General features: G+C 43.0%; 15 protein-coding genes and 1 tRNA gene. 15 read left to right on the top strand and 1 reads right to left on the bottom strand.

Going from position 1 to position 17,404, the window contains the following annotated elements; all coding sequences use genetic code 11:
- Positions 1–203 precede the first annotated feature (203 nt).
- The 7 genes from D8886_RS07345 to D8886_RS07380 all read left to right on the top strand — a co-directional run bounded on the left by D8886_RS07345 (position 204) and on the right by D8886_RS07380 (position 6,310).
- Positions 204–1,286 (top strand): ArsR/SmtB family transcription factor, encoded by a 1,083-nt coding sequence (locus tag D8886_RS07345; RefSeq protein WP_125434852.1) that lies wholly within the window; start codon positions 204–206, stop codon positions 1,284–1,286.
- Positions 1,287–1,416: 130 nt separating this feature from the next.
- Entirely contained in the window at positions 1,417–2,658 is a 1,242-nt protein-coding gene (locus D8886_RS07350; protein ID WP_049552864.1) for an MFS transporter, read from the top strand.
- A gap of 96 nt (positions 2,659–2,754) precedes the next feature.
- A complete protein-coding gene (locus D8886_RS07360; RefSeq protein ID WP_049552865.1) occupies positions 2,755–3,525 on the top strand; it encodes a TatD family hydrolase in 771 nt (256 codons plus the stop codon).
- The gene (gene rnmV / locus D8886_RS07365) at positions 3,518–4,087 is read left to right on the top strand and encodes a ribonuclease M5 (protein ID WP_373083178.1); all 570 of its coding nucleotides are present in this window, start codon (positions 3,518–3,520) and stop codon (positions 4,085–4,087) included. The genes D8886_RS07360 and rnmV overlap by 8 nt, the downstream gene beginning before the upstream one ends.
- 11 nt (positions 4,088–4,098) lie before the next feature.
- A complete protein-coding gene (locus tag D8886_RS07370; protein ID WP_125434856.1) occupies positions 4,099–4,953 on the top strand; it encodes an SDR family NAD(P)-dependent oxidoreductase in 855 nt (284 codons plus the stop codon).
- A 20-nt stretch (positions 4,954–4,973) separates the two neighbouring features.
- Positions 4,974–5,846, top strand: a complete 873-nt coding sequence (gene rsmA / locus D8886_RS07375) for a 16S rRNA (adenine(1518)-N(6)/adenine(1519)-N(6))-dimethyltransferase RsmA (RefSeq protein ID WP_125434858.1) — start codon at positions 4,974–4,976, stop codon at positions 5,844–5,846.
- A 56-nt stretch (positions 5,847–5,902) separates the two neighbouring features.
- Complete coding sequence (locus D8886_RS07380) at positions 5,903–6,310, top strand: hypothetical protein (RefSeq protein ID WP_125434860.1); 408 nt, start codon at positions 5,903–5,905, stop codon at positions 6,308–6,310.
- A 15-nt stretch (positions 6,311–6,325) separates the two neighbouring features.
- On the opposite strand, the gene D8886_RS07385 is transcribed toward D8886_RS07380, so the two are convergent.
- Positions 6,326–6,408, bottom strand: a tRNA-Leu gene (locus D8886_RS07385).
- Between the two features lie 194 nt (positions 6,409–6,602).
- Here D8886_RS07385 and D8886_RS07390 point away from each other — a divergent pair.
- From D8886_RS07390 to D8886_RS07425, 8 genes are all read left to right on the top strand, one after another.
- Complete coding sequence (locus tag D8886_RS07390; protein ID WP_125434862.1) at positions 6,603–11,285, top strand: Cna B-type domain-containing protein; 4,683 nt, start codon at positions 6,603–6,605, stop codon at positions 11,283–11,285.
- Between the two features lie 234 nt (positions 11,286–11,519).
- A complete protein-coding gene (rsgA, locus tag D8886_RS07395) occupies positions 11,520–12,398 on the top strand; it encodes a ribosome small subunit-dependent GTPase A (RefSeq protein WP_125434864.1) in 879 nt (292 codons plus the stop codon).
- 11 nt (positions 12,399–12,409) lie between these two features.
- Complete coding sequence (rpe, locus tag D8886_RS07400) at positions 12,410–13,069, top strand: ribulose-phosphate 3-epimerase (protein ID WP_125434866.1); 660 nt, start codon at positions 12,410–12,412, stop codon at positions 13,067–13,069.
- A complete protein-coding gene (locus tag D8886_RS07405; RefSeq protein ID WP_185761271.1) occupies positions 13,062–13,694 on the top strand; it encodes a thiamine diphosphokinase in 633 nt (210 codons plus the stop codon). Before rpe ends, D8886_RS07405 begins: the two co-directional genes overlap by 8 nt.
- A gap of 1 nt (position 13,695) precedes the next feature.
- Positions 13,696–14,952, top strand: coding sequence for a DNA recombination protein RmuC (locus tag D8886_RS07410; RefSeq protein WP_125434870.1), 1,257 nt, complete (start codon positions 13,696–13,698; stop codon positions 14,950–14,952).
- On the top strand, positions 14,942–15,886 hold the full coding sequence (locus tag D8886_RS07415; protein ID WP_002916559.1) for a 3'-5' exoribonuclease YhaM family protein: 945 nt from the start codon (positions 14,942–14,944) through the stop codon (positions 15,884–15,886). The genes D8886_RS07410 and D8886_RS07415 overlap by 11 nt, the downstream gene beginning before the upstream one ends.
- 92 nt (positions 15,887–15,978) lie before the next feature.
- Entirely contained in the window at positions 15,979–16,794 is an 816-nt protein-coding gene (gene purR / locus D8886_RS07420; protein WP_032909974.1) for a pur operon repressor, read from the top strand.
- A gap of 21 nt (positions 16,795–16,815) precedes the next feature.
- Positions 16,816–17,280, top strand: coding sequence for a hypothetical protein (locus D8886_RS07425; RefSeq protein ID WP_125434872.1), 465 nt, complete (start codon positions 16,816–16,818; stop codon positions 17,278–17,280).
- Positions 17,281–17,404: the final 124 nt, after the last annotated feature.

Below are 17,404 nucleotides of genomic sequence, written 5' to 3' on the forward strand. Positions count from 1 at the left end.
TTTCCTCCGACTAACGTTTCATTTCTTAGTAACTATAGCACGAATGTTATCGATAATCAATAAGAAAATATCGAAAAATGATAAAATCGGTCTTAAGGACTAGATGAACTTTTCTAAAAAGTTCTTATTGTATAGATATGGATTTCTTGCCAGGAGATGAATAGAGCAGAAGGGGATGAATATTTCGTCTGATTTTTGGTATAATGAAAAATAGGAATTGTATACTCTTTCTGGTCAGAAACGGAGTATGTGTAAGGAGGGAAGAATCTGTGGGTGTAAAGCTTGTTCATTATCGTAGTAAGTTATATGAATTTCTCATGGTTCCTGCCATCGTTTCAAGGGATGATAAACATATGTGGAAGGATTTACGGCAGGATCAAAAGGAGCTGCTTCTTGATGTACAGCCGCACTATGATAAGCTCTATCAAGATTTGCTTCCCTTAAAAAACGAGCTTGTTGCGGTTAGTTTGTTTGAAGGAGCTACGGTGGGACTGGCTCCTCTCCTCTACCTCTACTTGCTAGAAAAAGGAGAAGATCCGGCCAATTTGCATGACTTGTTAGAATGTCTGAAAAAACTAGACGCAGAGCAAATCATCTATTGTTTATCACTTAAGCTTTCTAAAGGGGAAGTCATCAAGGGACATCCTGAAGATCTGCTGGCTTTTATAGAGCATAGTGACAAGTCTCCGGAAAATAAATGGTACTGGTACCAAGCTATTCAGCATCCAGAGAAGCTTCGGGACCAATTAGTTTCCTTGTTGGAAAGAGTGTTCGAGCTCTATCAGTCTATTTATGAGCAGTTTGAGCAGGAAGTACTAGCTTTTGAACAAGAATTTAGCCTATCTGATGTGATGAATGATGATGAGCAGAATGCCAAGCTTCTTGAAAAGGACACACAAGTCTTTGTTCTGTCACCTATGTTTATTGACTCTTTTCTCGAAAGGGTTCCTGATTTCACTTCCTATTCCTTAGTCCTTTCGACGAGAAGTTCCCAGTTATCAAAGGCGGAATCGGAGCTAGACGGTGAAACATTGGCTCTGACCTTAAAAACTCTTGGAGATGAAACCCGCTATAAAGTCTTGATTGAATTGATTCAACCGCATGCCAAGAATAAAGATATAGCTAAAAAACTGGGGCTTACAAGAGCCTCTATCTCATTCCATACGCAGAAGCTGCTAAATTCTGGCTTGCTGGAACTTGTGATGGATGATGATTCGGTTAAATACATGGTCAATAAAGAACTGATTCGAAAGATTATAGAGAAGTTCAAACAAGACCTAACATAGTTTCAGAAGACCTGGATTCATTCTAGGTCTTCCTTTTGTAAAGCATAAATCTAATAAAAATTTGACANATACCTAATTTATTGTTATAATTTGTTAAACAAAAATCTAACAAGAGTAAAGGAGATGTCGTATGATTGTTTTTGCAGAAAACAAAAATTTTCGCCAGTTGCTCATCAATCAATGGATTTCAGGTTTTGGAGATATTGTTTTTTATTTGGCTTTGATGAACTATGTTTCCGCCTATTCCTTTGCTCCACTTGCGGTTTTATTGATTTCTCTTTCTGAAACGCTGCCCCAGTTAATTCAAGTTTTTACTGGAGTCGCGGCGGACTTTCAGAAGAATCGCATTCATAAATACCTGCTTATACAGTTTAGTAAGGTGCTCTTATATAGCTTGGTAACGTTTTTGCTGCTTGGACAAGATTTCTCTTTCTTGATTCTGCTTGTGATTTGCTTGATTAACTTTCTATCGGATAGTCTGAGTTATTTTTCAGGTGCCATGCTGACACCGGTTTATGTAAAGGTTATTGAGCAAGATATGACCTCTGCTATGGGCTTTCGGCAGGCTAGTATGAGTCTGGTTCATATTTTGGGGAATCTAGCTGGCGGTTTTCTCATCGCTTGGATGAGCATCGGAGCTTTGGCAGGTCTGAATGCTCTGACATTCTTGCTAGCTTACCTTGGTTTTTGGCATATTAGTAAAAGCTTACAGAACTTAGAACCCGAGTTTAGCAGTGCCAAGGAGCTAAATAAAGAGAATTATTGGCAGCATTTATTGGATTCTCTTAAGGTCTTACTGGGATTGAAAAATGTTGTGAGGTTGTTATTGGTTTCAATCTTTGGGCAGGTCACTCTGAACATTCTGACGCCAGTAGCGACTCTTTTATTGCTGAAAAGGCCTTTTTGGAATCTGCAGATCGGTCAGTCCATTGCTGTGTTAATTATTCTAAGTTCCGCTGGTCTGATCTTAGGGAACATTTTGAGTGGCAGTTTGCTAAAAAAACTTTCGACTAAGCTTGCTATGTATAGTAGCCAAGTATTTGAGGGATTTATTCTTTGCGGTTTTTTCTGGCAAAACTTTTTACTTGTACTGATAGCAAGCTTTGCTTGCTCAGTTACAGTCGGTCTGCTAAGTCCTAGATTGCAGAAATCTGTGTTCAGTATGATTCCAGAAGAGTCTATGGGAGCCATCCAGTCAGCTATTAATCTATTTAGCATGGCTGTTCCGAGTGTTTTATCCATTCTGTTAATAGCTATTGCCAGCAGCATGGGAATTATTTATATTCTCCTCCCGCTTGTGTTAATGCTGGTACTGTCTTTCTACTTAATTATTCCAATGGAGAACTTTAAGACGGATTCGGATAGTTGTTGAATGGTAGCTATCTTATTTTTTCTGCTTTGAAGAGACTTCTGATTTTTCAGGTCATTTTTGGTATAATAAAGGACAGGAAATACAAGGAAGTAAACCATGAAGATTTTTGATACACACACGCATTTAAATGTGGAAGAATTTGCTGGTCGAGAGGAAGAGGAGCTGCAGCTGGCTGTAGAAATGGGCGTCAGCAAAATAAATATTGTCGGTTTTGACCGACCGACCATTGAGCGCGCCCTGGAGCTGGCAGATTGCTATGATCAGCTTTATGCTACGATTGGCTGGCATCCGACTGAGGCGGGGACTTATGATGAGGCGGTGGAAGCCTATCTGCTGGACAAGCTTCGTCATCCCAAGGTGGTGGCTTTGGGCGAGATTGGGCTGGACTATCACTGGATGACTGCGCCCAAGGATGTTCAGGAGCGGGTGTTTCGACGCCAAATCCAGCTCTCTAAAAAGCTGAATCTACCCTTTGTCGTTCACACACGTGATGCTTTGGAAGATACTTATGAGATTATCAAGAGTGAGGGAGTTGGTCCTCGAGGCGGTATTATGCACTCTTATTCTGGCTCTTTGGAAATGGCAGAGCGATTTATCGAGCTAGGGATGATGATTTCCTTTTCTGGAGTTGTGACTTTTAAGAAAGCGACGGATATTCAGGAGGCTGCGCGGAGCCTGCCTTTGGACAAAATCCTCGTCGAGACTGATGCACCTTATCTGGCGCCTGTTCCCAAGCGTGGCCGAGAAAACAAAACAGCCTATACCCGCTATGTTGTAGAGAAAATTGCTGATCTGCGTGAGCTGACTGTCGAAGAAGTAGCGCAGGCGACCTATGAAAATGCAAAGAAGGTGTTTGGGCTTGACTGAGAAGATAAAAATCCCTCAGGTAATCGTCGTTGAGGGCAAGGATGACACAGCCAATTTGCAGCGATTTTACCAAGTTGACACTTATGAGACGAGAGGTTCCGCTATCAATGAAGAAGACCTAGAGCGGATTGAGAAATTGCACCAGCTGCGAGGTGTGATTGTCTTTACCGATCCAGACTACAATGGCGAGCGTATCCGTCGAATGATTATGGAGGCTGTGCCTACTGCTCAGCATGCCTTTCTCCGCCGTGACGAGGCGGCTCCCAAGTCTAAGAACAAAGGTAAATCGCTTGGAGTAGAGCACGCTTCATTTGAGGATTTGCAGCAGGCATTGGCTGGTTTGGTCGGATATTTCGATGATGAGGATAATTTTGACATCACCAAAAGCGATCTTGTGCGACTAGGTCTGCTTATGGGAAGTGACAGCCGTCAGCGTCGAGAGTATTTGGGTGAAGAGCTCCGTATCGGCTATTCTAACGGCAAGCAGCTCCTCAAACGCTTGGAATTGTTTGGGGTGACTTTGGCGGAAGTGGAAGATACCATGCGCAAGTATTCAGTCTAACGGAGTAAGAAATGAAAAAAGTAATTATTACTGGCGGCAATAGTGGTATTGGCTACCAGGCTGCTAAACAGTTAGCTGAAAAAGGGTGGTCAGTGACCCTATTTTCCCGGCGAAAAGAAGCTGCTGAGCAAGCCTGTGAGAAAATCCGTCAACAAACAGAAAATCCGCATGTAGATTATATCTTGGTTGATTTATCTGATATGAAAAGTGTCAGGCAAGCGGTAGAACAGTATATCCAAAAAGAAGAGACTTTAGATGTTTTAATTAACAATGCGGCTGATTTTGATTTATCAATCAAAAAGCCGATTCTTACGAAAAATGGATTAGAAAAGCAGTTTGCGACCAATGTGGGGGCTCCGTACTTACTTTCTGCCTTGTTGAAGGGCTTGTTGGAAAAGTCAGAAAGTGGTCGGATTGTTAATATTTCTTCCCAAGGGCTAGTGCTTTATCCTTTCATGAAGCTTGATTTTGAAAATTTATCCGGTCAAAAACATTACAGTCCTGCTAAGACCTATTATCAGAATAAGCTGGCCTTGTTGATGCTGTCGCTTTATATGCGGAAGCATTGGAAAGGTATCAAGGTTCAGGCGATTCGTGTGACCAATGTCAAAGTAGATATGCGCCGCTATAATCACCTCAGCGCTTTTATGAAAAATCTTTATAAAATTAAGTCAAGATTTTCGATTAGTCCTGAAAAAATGGCGAAAGTCTATATAGCCTTATCTACAGAAGCTGGCTATGAGGGCTTTTTGTATGACGAGAAATGCAAAGAAGTTAAGGCTAATGCATTTGCTTACGAGGAAGAAGAGCAGAAAAAACTTNACACCTTGCTAGGGCAAATGACCTCCTTAAAAGATAATGAATAACGAATTAGAAAAGAGAAAAGATGCGAATTGCGGACCATAGTGTGACCCGTGCCATTCTGGAGCGTCACGGTTTCACTTTTAAAAAATCTTTCGGTCAGAATTTCCTGACGGATACCAACATCCTCCAGAAGATTGTGGACACAGCCGAGATTGACAAAAAGGTCAATGTCATTGAAATTGGGCCTGGAATTGGGGCATTGACAGAATTTTTGGCGGAAAGTGCCGCGGAGGTCATGGCCTTTGAGATTGATGATCGGCTGGTACCGATTTTGGCGGATACTCTGCGCGATTTTGACAATGTGACAGTGGTCAATCAGGATATTCTCAAGGTTGATTTGGCCCAGTACATAGCAGAGTTTAAAAATCCAGACCTGCCTATCAAGGTAGTGGCGAATCTGCCCTACTACATCACGACGCCGATTCTCATGCATTTGATTGAGAGCGGGATTCCTTTTAGTGAGTTTGTCGTTATGATGCAGAGAGAAGTGGCGGATAGGATTTCGGCTCAGCCTAATACCAAGGCCTACGGCAGTTTGTCGATTGCGGTGCAGTATTACATGACAGCTAAGGTTGCCTTTGTTGTGCCGCGGACAGTCTTTGTGCCAGCGCCCAATGTAGATTCGGCTATTCTCAAGATGGTGCGCAGAGACCAGCCAGCAGTGGCGGTACAGGACGAGAAATTCTTTTTCAAGATCTCCAAGGCCAGCTTTGTCCATCGCCGCAAGACGCTCTGGAACAACCTGACCAGTCATTTTGGCAAGACAGAGGAGACCAAGGCAAAATTAACAGCTGCTTTAGAGCAAGCTGAATTGTCTCCAAGTGTTCGGGGAGAAGCCTTGAGCCTCGAAGAATTTGCTCGCCTGGCAGATGCTTTGAAGTCTGAAGGATTATAAAAAAATAGAAGATCTGCTCTACATAGCTGGTCTTCTATTTTGCTAATGAGGTACATATGAAAGTGAAATTTCTGTCTTTGTTTTCTTCCCTGCTCTGGTTTTCGCAGTCTTTACTCCATCTCCTGCTTATGCTAGGTCTGCCTCTGGGACGTTTGGTATTTGGCGGCACTTATATAGTATTTCCTTTATGGCTGAGGCCTGTCAACTTCCTGCTTTTCTTGCTGTGGGGTTTCTTTAGTCTTAGTTATCTATCTTTGGGTGGTTGGCTAAGAAGTAGCTTGGAGTCTTCTGTTCTGAGAGAAATCATCTTAAGCGGAACTGTTTTTCTCTTTTTGGCTACTGTTTTCAATTTCTTTGTGACTGCGAGTCTATTAGAGAAGTATTTAACAGGGGGACTGACCTTTCTGGCTTTTCTCAGCAGTGTAATTCTACTTCATAATAACAAAAAATCCTATCAATCATGATAGGATTGCTTTTTATGCGGAGGAAGGGATTTGAACCCTCACACCCGTACGGGCACATGCGCCTGAAGCATGCGTGTCTGCCGTTCCACCACCTCCGCTTGAGATTCTATTATAACTTATTTTTGTGAAAATGCCAATAGAGAATATCAGTTTTTTTCACTGTACGAAAAAAGCAGAAAAATTTCTATTTTTTCTTTACTAAAATAGTTCTATGATATTGCTATTATAGCAAGTATTTGTTACAATAAGATTAATTACTTATTTAGGTAACGAAATAAAAAAGGAGAATGTTATGAAACTGAAAAAATGGCTGCTGTTTTTGATGCTGCCCCTTCTGTTTTTGCTGGATTTGAAGCTGTTTACAGCAACGGCTCAAGCGGATGTTTTGAAGAATGCAATCACAGATATTAAAATCTGGGACCACTCTAATGGCCGCGAAGCAACCAAGGTTAACGGTGCTTATAATTTGGTTCAAGGGGGAAATTATCGTTATGAGCTAGTTTTTGATTTGTCAGCTTACGATAGCCAGCTCAAGGATGGGGACACCTTTACCTTTACAGTACCAAACGGTGCAACCATTGCTAATGGTACAACCTTTACCCTGACGGATAATGAAACACAGGTCCAGCTTGGAGCTGCTAAGATGACGTCGAATGGTTCGGGTAAGGGTGGCCTTATTACGGTCACTATTCAAAATTTAGCAGATTACAAGGCTAAAACAACTGCTACTGGTGTAAGAGGAAGCTTCTTTTTCGACTTTCAGGCGACAACAGTAGGCGCTGAACAGGATTGGAATTATAAGCCTGATGAAACTCAAGGTGCGATGAGCCATAAGGTAACCATTAACGAGCGCAAACAGAGCGGTTTTTCAACAGCTGGTGAAAACTACGCTAAAATTGGGGGAGTTATTGCTAAGAAGCCATATAATTCGGCTATTCTAGGCAAGAGCGGTGACTACTCACATAACTGGACTGTTCGTATCAATACTCAGCAAAAGACCTATAACTCTCCGATTGTTATCAAGGATGTCATTCCTGATAGCAGTGCGCCTATGCAATTCGTTCCGGAGCAATTTGTCCTTCGCCAAGGGGAGTACACACAGAGTTTATCAAGTATTGCGAATTCTGTTATCTTGAAAGAAGGTCAAGATTATACGGTTGCCTATAATGACACTTATACAGAATTTACTCTAACCATCAATAACCCAAGCAACCACGCCTTTATGTTGAACTATATGACAACTTCACCAGCTGATGGTTCTTTGGTGTCGAATACGGCTGAGATGGAAGTTGATAATGAAAAACTGCCATTCAGAGATGATCGTCCTGGTGTTACGTCTTCTACAATAGAACGTAGCAGCCGGATTACAGAAGGCGGTGTCATTACAGCGGATATCAGCAACAGTCTGGTTCTCTACAAGCAAGATTCTAAGACTGGCAAAATGCTGGAAGGTGCTGTCTTTAAGGTGACAACTCCTAGCGGTGAAGAGATTACTCTGCCACCGACAGATGCTAATGGTCGGGTTTCTACACAGCCTTTCTCAAGTGAAGAAATCAAAAAAGGTCAATTCACAGTAGAAGAAGTAACAGCTCCGGAAGGCTATGTACTGGACAGCAATCCGATGAAGGTGACTATCAAGGCTGAGGGTGCAGTTAAAACAGTCAAGAATACGGTGGATCCAAATGCCAGCAAAAAGCTGACAGTCAAGAAAGTTTGGAAAGATGAAAACAATCAGGATGGCAAGCGTCCAGCTTCTATTGCTGTAGATGTCTACGCTAACGGTCAAAAGCTGGCTGATAAGACAGTGACCGTAACTGGTGGCAGTACAGATGCGGAGTGGACAGCTCAGACAACTGATTTACCAATCTTTGATGCAAATGGTCAAAAAATCACCTATACAATCGGTGAAGAACAGCTTGATGGCTACGATGCTCCAGAAGTAGAACAGAAAAATCTCACTGTTACCAATAGTCGTACGCCAGAGAAAATCGCTATCAAAGCTAGCAAGAAATGGGATGACGCTGAAAATCAAGACGGCAAACGTCCTGCCAATGTTGTTGTAAAACTTTATAAAGAAGTCGGTGGTCAGAAATCAGAAGTTGCGAACCGAACTCTGACCGAAGCTGACCAGTGGGCAATCGAGTTCACCAACTTGAACAAATATGAAAAGGGACAAGAAGTTGTTTATTCTCTGGAAGAAGACGCGGTCCCTCACTATCAATCTCAGGTAACTGGCAATGCTGCTGATGGCTTTGTAGTGACCAACACTTACAAGCCAGAAACCATCAAGATTTCCGGTCAGAAGAAGTGGGATGATGCGGAAAACCAAGACGGCAAGCGTCCAAATGCTGTTAGAGTCAAGATCTTGAAAGGCCAAGATATTGTCGATGTACAGGAAGTGACTGCTGCTAATGGTTGGAAATATGAATCTAATCCTCTTCCTAAATATGCAGCTGGCCAAGAAATTGCTTATACTGTTGCAGAAGAAGCTGTCTCAGGCTACACGAGCAAGGTGGACGGCTACAACATCACCAACTCTTACACTCCAGAAACGGTCAAGATTTCTGGTCAGAAAGTCTGGGATGATGCAGATAACCAAGACGGTAAGCGTCCAGCTTCTGTTAAGGTTAAAATTCTGAATGGTGATACGGTTGTTGATGAGCAAAATGTTACTTCCGCTAACGACTGGAAGTATGAGTCTAAGGCTCTACCTAAATATGCGTCAGGTCAAGAAATCACTTATACCGTAAGTGAGGAAGCTGTTCCAGGTTATACTAGCAAAGTGGATGGTTACAACATTACCAACTCTTACACTCCAGAGACAACGACTGTGTCTGGAAGCAAGACTTGGGAAGATGGAGATAACCAAGATGGCAAGCGCCCAGCTTCTATCACAGTTAATCTGCTAGCTGACGGTCAAAAAGTCAATACCCAGACAGTCGGTGAGGCAGAAGGCTGGTCTTACAACTTTACTGGCTTGCCAGTCTACAAGGATGGCCAACGGATTACCTATACAGTAACGGAAGAAGCTGTTCCAGGTTATTCAACTAATCTTAATGGCTACAATATCACTAATTCTTATACACCAGAGAAGACAGAAATCACTGCCAGCAAGACCTGGAATGACAGCGATAATCAAGACGGCAAACGTCCAACTAAGATTAGCATTAAGCTGATGAAGACAGTCGGCGGTGTCAAGACAGAAGTCGCTAGCAAGGAAGTGACCGCTGCTGATCAATGGCAAACCAAATTTGAAAATCTGCCAGTCTATGAAAATGGTCAGAAGATTGATTACTCTATCGAGGAAGATGATGTAGCTGGCTACACTAAAGAAATCAAAGATTTCACAGTTACTAACTCTTACACTCCAGAGATGATCAAGATTTCCGGTCAAAAAGTCTGGGATGACGCTGATAACCAAGATGGCAAGCGTCCAGCTTCTGTTAAGGTTAAGGTGAAAAATGGCGATACTGTTGTAGATGAATTGGAAGTAACAGCTGCTAACGATTGGAAGTTTGAGTCGAAAGCCCTTCCTAAGTATGCAGCAGGTCAAGAGATTGCCTACACTGTTACTGAAGAAGCAGTTGCGGACTATCAAACTAAGATTGATAAGTTCACCATTACTAATTCTTACACTCCTCAAAGTACAGAATATGCTGTTACGAAGGTCTGGGATGATGCTGATAACCAAGACGGCAAGCGTCCAGCTTCTATCACAGTGCAACTGTATAGCTCAGTAAATGGTGAAGAGCCAGCTGCTGTCGCAGGTAAGACATTAACCTTGACAGTTGCTGATAAGGCAGATGCCAACACATGGAAAGCAAGTTTCACTAATCTGCCTCAGTTTGACAAGGGACAGAAGATCACCTACTCCGTCAAAGAGGATGATGCAACAGTAGCCGCTTTGAAAGAAAAAGGTTACAGTCCGAAAGTAGAAGGTCAGATAATCACTAACTCTCATACTCCAGAGCAGGTTAAAGTTTCTGGTCAGAAAGTCTGGGATGATGCAGACAATCAAGACGGCAAACGCCCAACATCTATTACAGTTAAGGTAATGGATGGAAGCACTATTGTTGATACACTTGAAGTAACAGCTGCTAATGGATGGAAGTTTGAATCTAAAGACCTGCCTAAATATAGAAATGGTCAAGAGATTGTCTACACGCTTTCTGAAGTGTCAGTTGCTCAATATGAAACTAAGATTGATAAGTTCACCATTACCAACTCCTATACTCCAGAAACCGTTAAAGTCTCTGGTCAAAAGGTTTGGGATGATGCAAATAACCAAGATGGCAAGCGCCCAGCATCTATCAAGGTCAAGATTTTGGACGGAGATAAGGTGGTAGATGAGCTGGAAGTAACAGCTGCTACTGACTGGAAGTTTGAGTCCAAGGATTTGCCTAAGAATAAGAAGGGCAAGAAAATAAACTACACAGTCCTTGAGGAAGTGACAGTTGAGGGTTATAGCAGCAGCCAGGAACAAGAAACAGATGGCAGCTACACCTTGACTAATAGCTATAAACCAACACAGATTGCTGTTAAGGGAACTGCGGTATGGTCAGATGCTGAAAATCAAGATAAGGTTCGACCTTCTAAGGTTACCGTTCGCCTCTTGGCAGATGGCAAACCAATCAAAGAACAGGTTGTGTCAGGAGAAAATGGTTGGCAGTATGACTTTAGCGGCCTTCCTAAGTACAAGGACGGCAAGGAAATTGTCTATAGTGTTGCGGCTGATCCAGTTGATGGCTACAAGCTTGAGATTAACGGTACTCAGCTGACCTTCAGTCATATCCCTGCTAAGAAAGAGGCTGTTGAAGGAGTGATAACTAATAAGCCAGGTGGTCAAGCTCCGAAAGTCGGAGGGAAAGCTCTTCCTCGTACTGGACAGGAAGAAAGTCTTCTTGTTACTATTCTTGGCTTCTTAGCGGCTCTTCTCGCAGGAGGAATGCTTATGGCTAAGGCGAAACGCAGCTAATCAGTTTTGTGACTTACTGAAAATTACAGTGAGCATCTCATTCGATATAAAAAAGCGAACAGGTTCTTTTGGACTTGTTCGCTTTTATCATGCCGTTTTTATTCCAAATATTTTAAAGCAGCTGCTTTCTATGAAAAATGGATCCAACCTTAAGAAATGCCTTCTATGTAAAACAAGCAAGCTAAATCTCGCATTTTTTGTTATAATGAGTGTATTAACTTTTAAGGAGCAATCTTGCAAGGAAAAATCATTAAGGCTCTGGCTGGTTTCTATTATGTAGAGTCGGATGGACAGGTTTATCAAACCAGAGCGCGGGGTAATTTTCGCAAAAAAGGGCAGACACCTTATGTCGGTGATGAAGTCGAATTTTCAGCAGAAAAAGACTCGGAAGGCTATATTTTAAAAATAGCAGAGCGAAAGAACAGTCTTGTACGGCCGCCGATTGTCAATATTGACCAGGCAGTTGTAATCATGAGCGCGAAAGAGCCGGATTTTAATGCCAATCTGTTGGATCGCTTTCTGGTGCTTTTAGAGCATAAACAGATTCATCCTATTATCTACATCAGCAAGTTAGACCTGCTTGAAGATGAGCAGAGCTTGGATGTCTATGTGCAGGCCTATCAGTCCATCGGCTATGAGGTCGTTAAAACCACTGAGGAGTTGCTGCCTCTGCTGACAGGGAAAATCACTGTTTTCATGGGACAGACTGGAGTCGGGAAGTCCACCCTGCTCAATAAAATCGCCCCAGACCTGCAGCTAGAAACAGGAGAGATTTCTGAAAGTCTGGGCCGCGGCCGTCATACGACAAGAGCCGTTAGCTTTTACAATCTAAATGGTGGGAAGATTGCCGATACGCCAGGATTTTCGTCTTTGGATTACGAGGTGAGTGCAGCTGAAGATCTCAATCAAGCTTTTCCAGAAATTGCTGAGTTCAGCCAGTCCTGTAAGTTTCGTACTTGCACTCATACCCACGAGCCAGCTTGTGCTGTCAAGCCAGCAGTTGAGTCCGGCCAGATAGCTTCATTCCGCTTTGATAATTATCTGCAGTTTCTCAGCGAGATTGAAAATCGTCGGGAAACCTATAAAAAAGTTGCCAAAAAAAATTCTAAATAAGGAGAAGAACTATGACATCATTCAAAATTGCCCCTTCAATCTTAAGTGCGGACTATGCTAATTTTGAAGCAGAATTGAAGAAGTTAGAAGCGACAGGTGCTGAGTATGCCCATATCGATATTATGGATGGTCATTTTGTACCCAATATCAGCTTTGGGGCTGGGGTTGTTGCCAGTATGCGTCCTCACAGCAAGCTAGTCTTTGACTGCCATCTGATGGTTTCCAATCCTGAGCACCATATCGAAGAATTCGCTCGTGCTGGTGCAGATATCATCAGCATCCATGGCGAAGCGACGCCACATATCCACGGAGCGCTGCAGAAGATTCGAGCAGCGGGAGTCAAACCTAGTGTTGTGATTAATCCGGGAACACCAGTCGAAGTAGTCAAAAATGTTTTAAATCTGGTTGACCAAGTCCTTGTGATGACAGTTAATCCAGGCTTTGGCGGCCAGGCCTTTCTGCCAGAAACCATGGATAAGATTCGAGAACTGGTCGTTCTGCGCGAAGTCAATCAGCTGAATTTTGATATTGAAGTGGATGGCGGTATTGACGATAAGACCATTGGTATTGCTAAAGAAGCCGGTGCCAATGTCTTCGTAGCAGGCAGCTATGTCTTCAAGGGCGATGTCAATCATCAAGTTCAGACCTTACGGGATGCCCTACATGACTAAGGTTGCGCTGTTTGCTGGCGGAAACTTGGAGCATTTTAGCTTAGATTTTGATGTGTTGGTCGGAGTAGACCGTGGGAGCCTCTTTCTGCTTGAGCAAGGAGTTTGTCCTGATTTGGCTGTCGGGGATTTTGACTCAGTGACCAAGGAAGAGTTGCTGCGTATAAAAGATAGAGCCAAGGAAATCATTCAGGCCCATCCTGAAAAAGATGATACAGATTTGGAGTTAGCTGTTCTAGCTTGTTTTGAGCGGTATCCAGATGCTTGTCTAACTATTTTTGGAGCCTTTGGCGGCCGTCTGGATCATGCCTTGGCCAATGTTTTCCTACCCAGTAATGAAAAAATTGCACCATATATGGAGAAGATTTTTCTGGAAGACGAACAGAATCTGCTGACCTATGTTCCCAAGGGTCGCCATGAAATCAAACCGGTAGCTGGCATGCGCTATCTGGCCTTTCTGCCGTCGGATGATGCTGCCTTAACGATTGAGGGCGCCAAATATCCGCTCAATAAAGATAACTTTTTTTTCAAAAAAGTGTATGCTTCTAACGAATTTATAGATAAGCCCATTTATTTGGACTTTGATAGCGGCTATACAGTCGTCATTTACAGCAAAGACAGGAGCTGATATGGAGTTTATAATTATCCTCATTCTTTTGGGAAACCTAGTGCTGACCTTTCTCCTATGGCAAAAGCTTAGTCAGCAGACTGAGACGCTAAAGCAGGTCTTGGAAAATCAGGCAGATCATCTATCGGATCAGTTGGACTATCGCTTGGAGCAAGAAAGCCAGAAAAAGCAAACGGCTCAGAAAGAGCTGGAATTAGCTATGGGAGATCGTTTGAGCGAGGTCAGGACAGATTTGCACCGCAATTTGACAGAGCTGCGCTTGGAAATCAGTGACAACCTGACCAAGAATCGGGATAAAACTGACGAGCGTATGCGGCAGATCCAAGAGTCAAATGAAACACGTCTAGAACAGATGCGGCAGACCGTTGAAGAAAAACTGGAGAAAACACTTCAGACTCGTCTTCAGACTTCTTTTGAGACCGTTTCTAAGCAGTTGGAGTCTGTTAATCGAGGTCTGGGAGAAATGCAGAGTGTTGCTCGAGATGTCGGTACACTCAATAAGGTCTTATCCAACACCAAGACCCGAGGGATTCTTGGGGAGTTGCAGTTAGGCCAGATTATCGAGGACATCATGACGGCCAGTCAGTATGAGCGAGAGTTTGTGACGGTGGCCGGCTCCAGTGAGCGTGTCGAATATGCTATTAAACTGCCGGGACAGACAGAGCATGAATATGTCTATCTGCCTATTGATTCTAAGTTTCCTCTTGCTGATTACTACCGTTTGGAAGATGCTTATGAGTCTGGCAGCAAGGAAGAGATTGAGCTCTACCGCAAGTCTCTCTTAGCAAGTGTTAAACGCTTTGCCAAGGATATTAAGAGTAAATATCTGGCACCACCAGCTACGACCAATTTTGGAATTATGTTTCTACCAACGGAAGGTCTCTATTCGGAAGTTGTCCGCAACCCAGCCTTTTTTGACAGTTTGCGACGTGAGGAGCAGATTGTGGTAGCGGGACCATCAACCCTATCTGCCTTGCTTAATTCATTGTCTGTCGGCTTTAAAACGCTCAATATCCAAAAAAGTGCGGACGACATCAGCAAGGTTCTAGGTTCTGTCAAATCCGAGTTTAACAAGTTCGGTGGCATTTTGACCAAGGCTCAGAAACATCTGCAGCATGCTTCGGGCAACATTGATGAACTCTTGACCCGACGGACAGGAGCTATCGAAAGAACCTTACGCCATATTGAGCTGTCTGACCAAGACCTCGATTTGAACTTACTTGATTTTTCAGAAGAAAGGGAAAACGATGAAGATTAATCAAATGAAAAAAGATGAACTGTTTGAAGGTTTCTATCTGATCAAGTCAGCAGAAGTCCGTCAGACAAGGGCTGGGAAAAATTATCTGGCCTTTACTTTCCAAGACGATACAGGGGTAATCGAGGGCAAACTCTGGGATGCTCAGCCACATAATGTTGAAGAATTCACTGCTGGCAAGGTCGTACACATGCAAGGCCGACGGGAAGTCTACAATAACACGCCCCAGGTCAATCAACTGACCCTGCGTCTTCCTAAGGCTGGAGAGCCCAACGATCCAGCGGATTTCAAGGAAAAACCGCCAGTAGATCAGAAAGAAATCCGAGACTATTTATCTCAGATGATTTTCAAGATTGAGAATTCGGTCTGGCAGCGCGTGGTCCGCTCGCTTTATAGCAAGTATGACAAGGAGTTCTATTCCTATCCAGCTGCCAAGACTAATCACCATGCTTTTGAGTCTGGTCTGTCCTTTCATACCGCTACTATGGTCAAGCTGGCAGATGCTATCGGAGACATTTATCCTCAGCTTAATAAAAGCTTGTTATTCGCAGGGATCATGCTCCATGACTTGGCCAAGGTTATTGAGCTCAGCGGTCCAGAAAATACAGAGTACACTGTGCGAGGCAATCTGATTGGCCACATCGCTTTGATTGATGAAGAATTGACCAAGACCTTGATGGAGCTGAAAATTGACGATAGTAAGGAAGAGGTTATTGTCCTGCGGCATGTTCTTCTCAGCCACCACGGTCTCTTGGAATATGGCAGTCCTGTCCGGCCTAAGATTATGGAGGCGGAGATTCTGCACATGATTGATAATCTGGATGCGGAGATGATGATGATGACTGCTGCCTTAGGACTTGTAGATCCAGGTCAAATGAGCAATAAAATATTCGCTCTTGAAGGCCGTTCTTTCTACAAACCAAAACTTGAACAGTAAAATACGAAAAATGGACATTACTTGGAAAAGAATGTTCGTTTTTTTGTTTCTGTTATGGTATAATGAATAAAATAACTTTAATTGGTGAAAAAATGAAATTAAGAAGAAGTGAGCGTATGGTGGTTATCTCCAATTATTTGATTAACCATCCTTATGAATTAACGAGCTTAAATACATTTGCAGAAAAATATGAATCTGCCAAATCTTCTATTTCAGAAGATATTGTCATTATTAAGCGAGCCTTTGAAGAGATTGAAATTGGGACCATTGAAACGATTACTGGTGCCGGTGGAGGAGTGATTTTCAGCCCGTCCATCTCCGATACAGAAGCTAAGACCATTGTGCAAGGTCTTTGTGATCAGCTGTCTGAAAGTAATCGGATTCTTCCGGGAGGCTACATTTACCTATCTGATTTGCTCAGTACTCCATCCATTTTGAATAATATCGGACGGATCATTGCAAAAAGCTTTAAAGGTCAACAGATTGATGCAGTCATGACGGTTGCAACTAAGGGTGTACCTTTGGCCAATGCAGTAGCCAATGTACTTAATGTACCTTTTGTCATCGTTCGTCGGGATTTAAAGATTACAGAAGGGTCAACGGTCAGTGTCAACTACGTATCTGGCTCCAGCGGAGATCGTATTGAAAAGATGTTCTTGTCCAAGCGCAGTCTCAAGGCCGGCAGTCGCGTCTTGATTGTGGATGACTTCCTCAAAGGTGGGGGGACTATTACAGGGATGATTAGCCTCTTATCTGAGTTCGACTCTGAGTTGGCAGGTGTAGCTGTCTTTGCGGACAACGCGCAGGCTAATCGCGATTATCTGGACTATAAATCGCTCTTGAAAGTAACCAATATTGATGTCAAGGCGAATACCATTGATGTGGAAATTGGAAATATTTTTGATTAGGGAAAAGGGCGGAGATTATAGATGAAAACAGTTTTAGAAAAGTTTGACCACAGTCCGCTGTGGATTCGTTTAGGAGTATTGTCGATTTTGTTTGGGATTCTGATTACTGGCATGGTTTTTGTGCAGGGGCAGTCTAATACCAATAGGAATTCAGTTAGTTCAGCTGCCAGCATCGCATCAAGCAGCTCTTCTTTACAACTGTCTTCTGCTCAAAAAGAAGCACAGGAAAAAGAAATTCAGGAAGAGGAGCAAGCAGTTCAGGCTGCAGAAGAAGCGGTTAAACAGCTTGAAACCATGCAAACTTTGGAAGATTTACAGCTAGCTAAGACTGCAGCAGAGAAGGTCAAAGATGCAGCTACTAAGGCTAGATTCCAAAGCCGTATTCATGCAATAGCTGTCCTGATTGACCCAGAAGGGGCTCAGGCTGGTGTTTATGAAAATCCAGCTGCTGTATCAGAAGAAGCAGTGGCTCAGCCGCAGCAATAAGTTAGCAGCAATCTAATAAGCAGAGATAAGCTTAAAATAGAAAAAATGTATTGACAGAAAAGTATCGTCGTGCTATAATGATAGACGGTACTTTTTACTTTTGGTCTCTCAAAAGTGTACAGAG

Source organism: Streptococcus sanguinis, assembly GCF_003943655.1.
GTDB classification, from domain to species: domain Bacteria; phylum Bacillota; class Bacilli; order Lactobacillales; family Streptococcaceae; genus Streptococcus; species Streptococcus sanguinis_F.

What these genes read in the sequence shown, in the direction of transcription:
- rpe (WP_125434866.1), top strand. Translation starts at nt 12,410, where the DNA reads ATGACATCATTCAAAATTGCCCCTTCAATCTTAAGTGCGGACTATGCT.
- D8886_RS07380 (WP_125434860.1), top strand. Translation starts at nt 5,903, where the DNA reads ATGAAAGTGAAATTTCTGTCTTTGTTTTCTTCCCTGCTCTGGTTTTCG.
- rsmA (WP_125434858.1), top strand. Translation starts at nt 4,974, where the DNA reads ATGCGAATTGCGGACCATAGTGTGACCCGTGCCATTCTGGAGCGTCAC.
- D8886_RS07350 (WP_049552864.1), top strand. Translation starts at nt 1,417, where the DNA reads ATGATTGTTTTTGCAGAAAACAAAAATTTTCGCCAGTTGCTCATCAAT.
- D8886_RS07415 (WP_002916559.1), top strand. Translation starts at nt 14,942, where the DNA reads ATGAAGATTAATCAAATGAAAAAAGATGAACTGTTTGAAGGTTTCTAT.
- D8886_RS07425 (WP_125434872.1), top strand. Translation starts at nt 16,816, where the DNA reads ATGAAAACAGTTTTAGAAAAGTTTGACCACAGTCCGCTGTGGATTCGT.
- D8886_RS07390 (WP_125434862.1), top strand. Translation starts at nt 6,603, where the DNA reads ATGAAACTGAAAAAATGGCTGCTGTTTTTGATGCTGCCCCTTCTGTTT.
- purR (WP_032909974.1), top strand. Translation starts at nt 15,979, where the DNA reads ATGAAATTAAGAAGAAGTGAGCGTATGGTGGTTATCTCCAATTATTTG.
- D8886_RS07410 (WP_125434870.1), top strand. Translation starts at nt 13,696, where the DNA reads ATGGAGTTTATAATTATCCTCATTCTTTTGGGAAACCTAGTGCTGACC.
- D8886_RS07360 (WP_049552865.1), top strand. Translation starts at nt 2,755, where the DNA reads ATGAAGATTTTTGATACACACACGCATTTAAATGTGGAAGAATTTGCT.
- D8886_RS07345 (WP_125434852.1), top strand. Translation starts at nt 204, where the DNA reads ATGAAAAATAGGAATTGTATACTCTTTCTGGTCAGAAACGGAGTATGT.
- D8886_RS07405 (WP_185761271.1), top strand. Translation starts at nt 13,062, where the DNA reads ATGACTAAGGTTGCGCTGTTTGCTGGCGGAAACTTGGAGCATTTTAGC.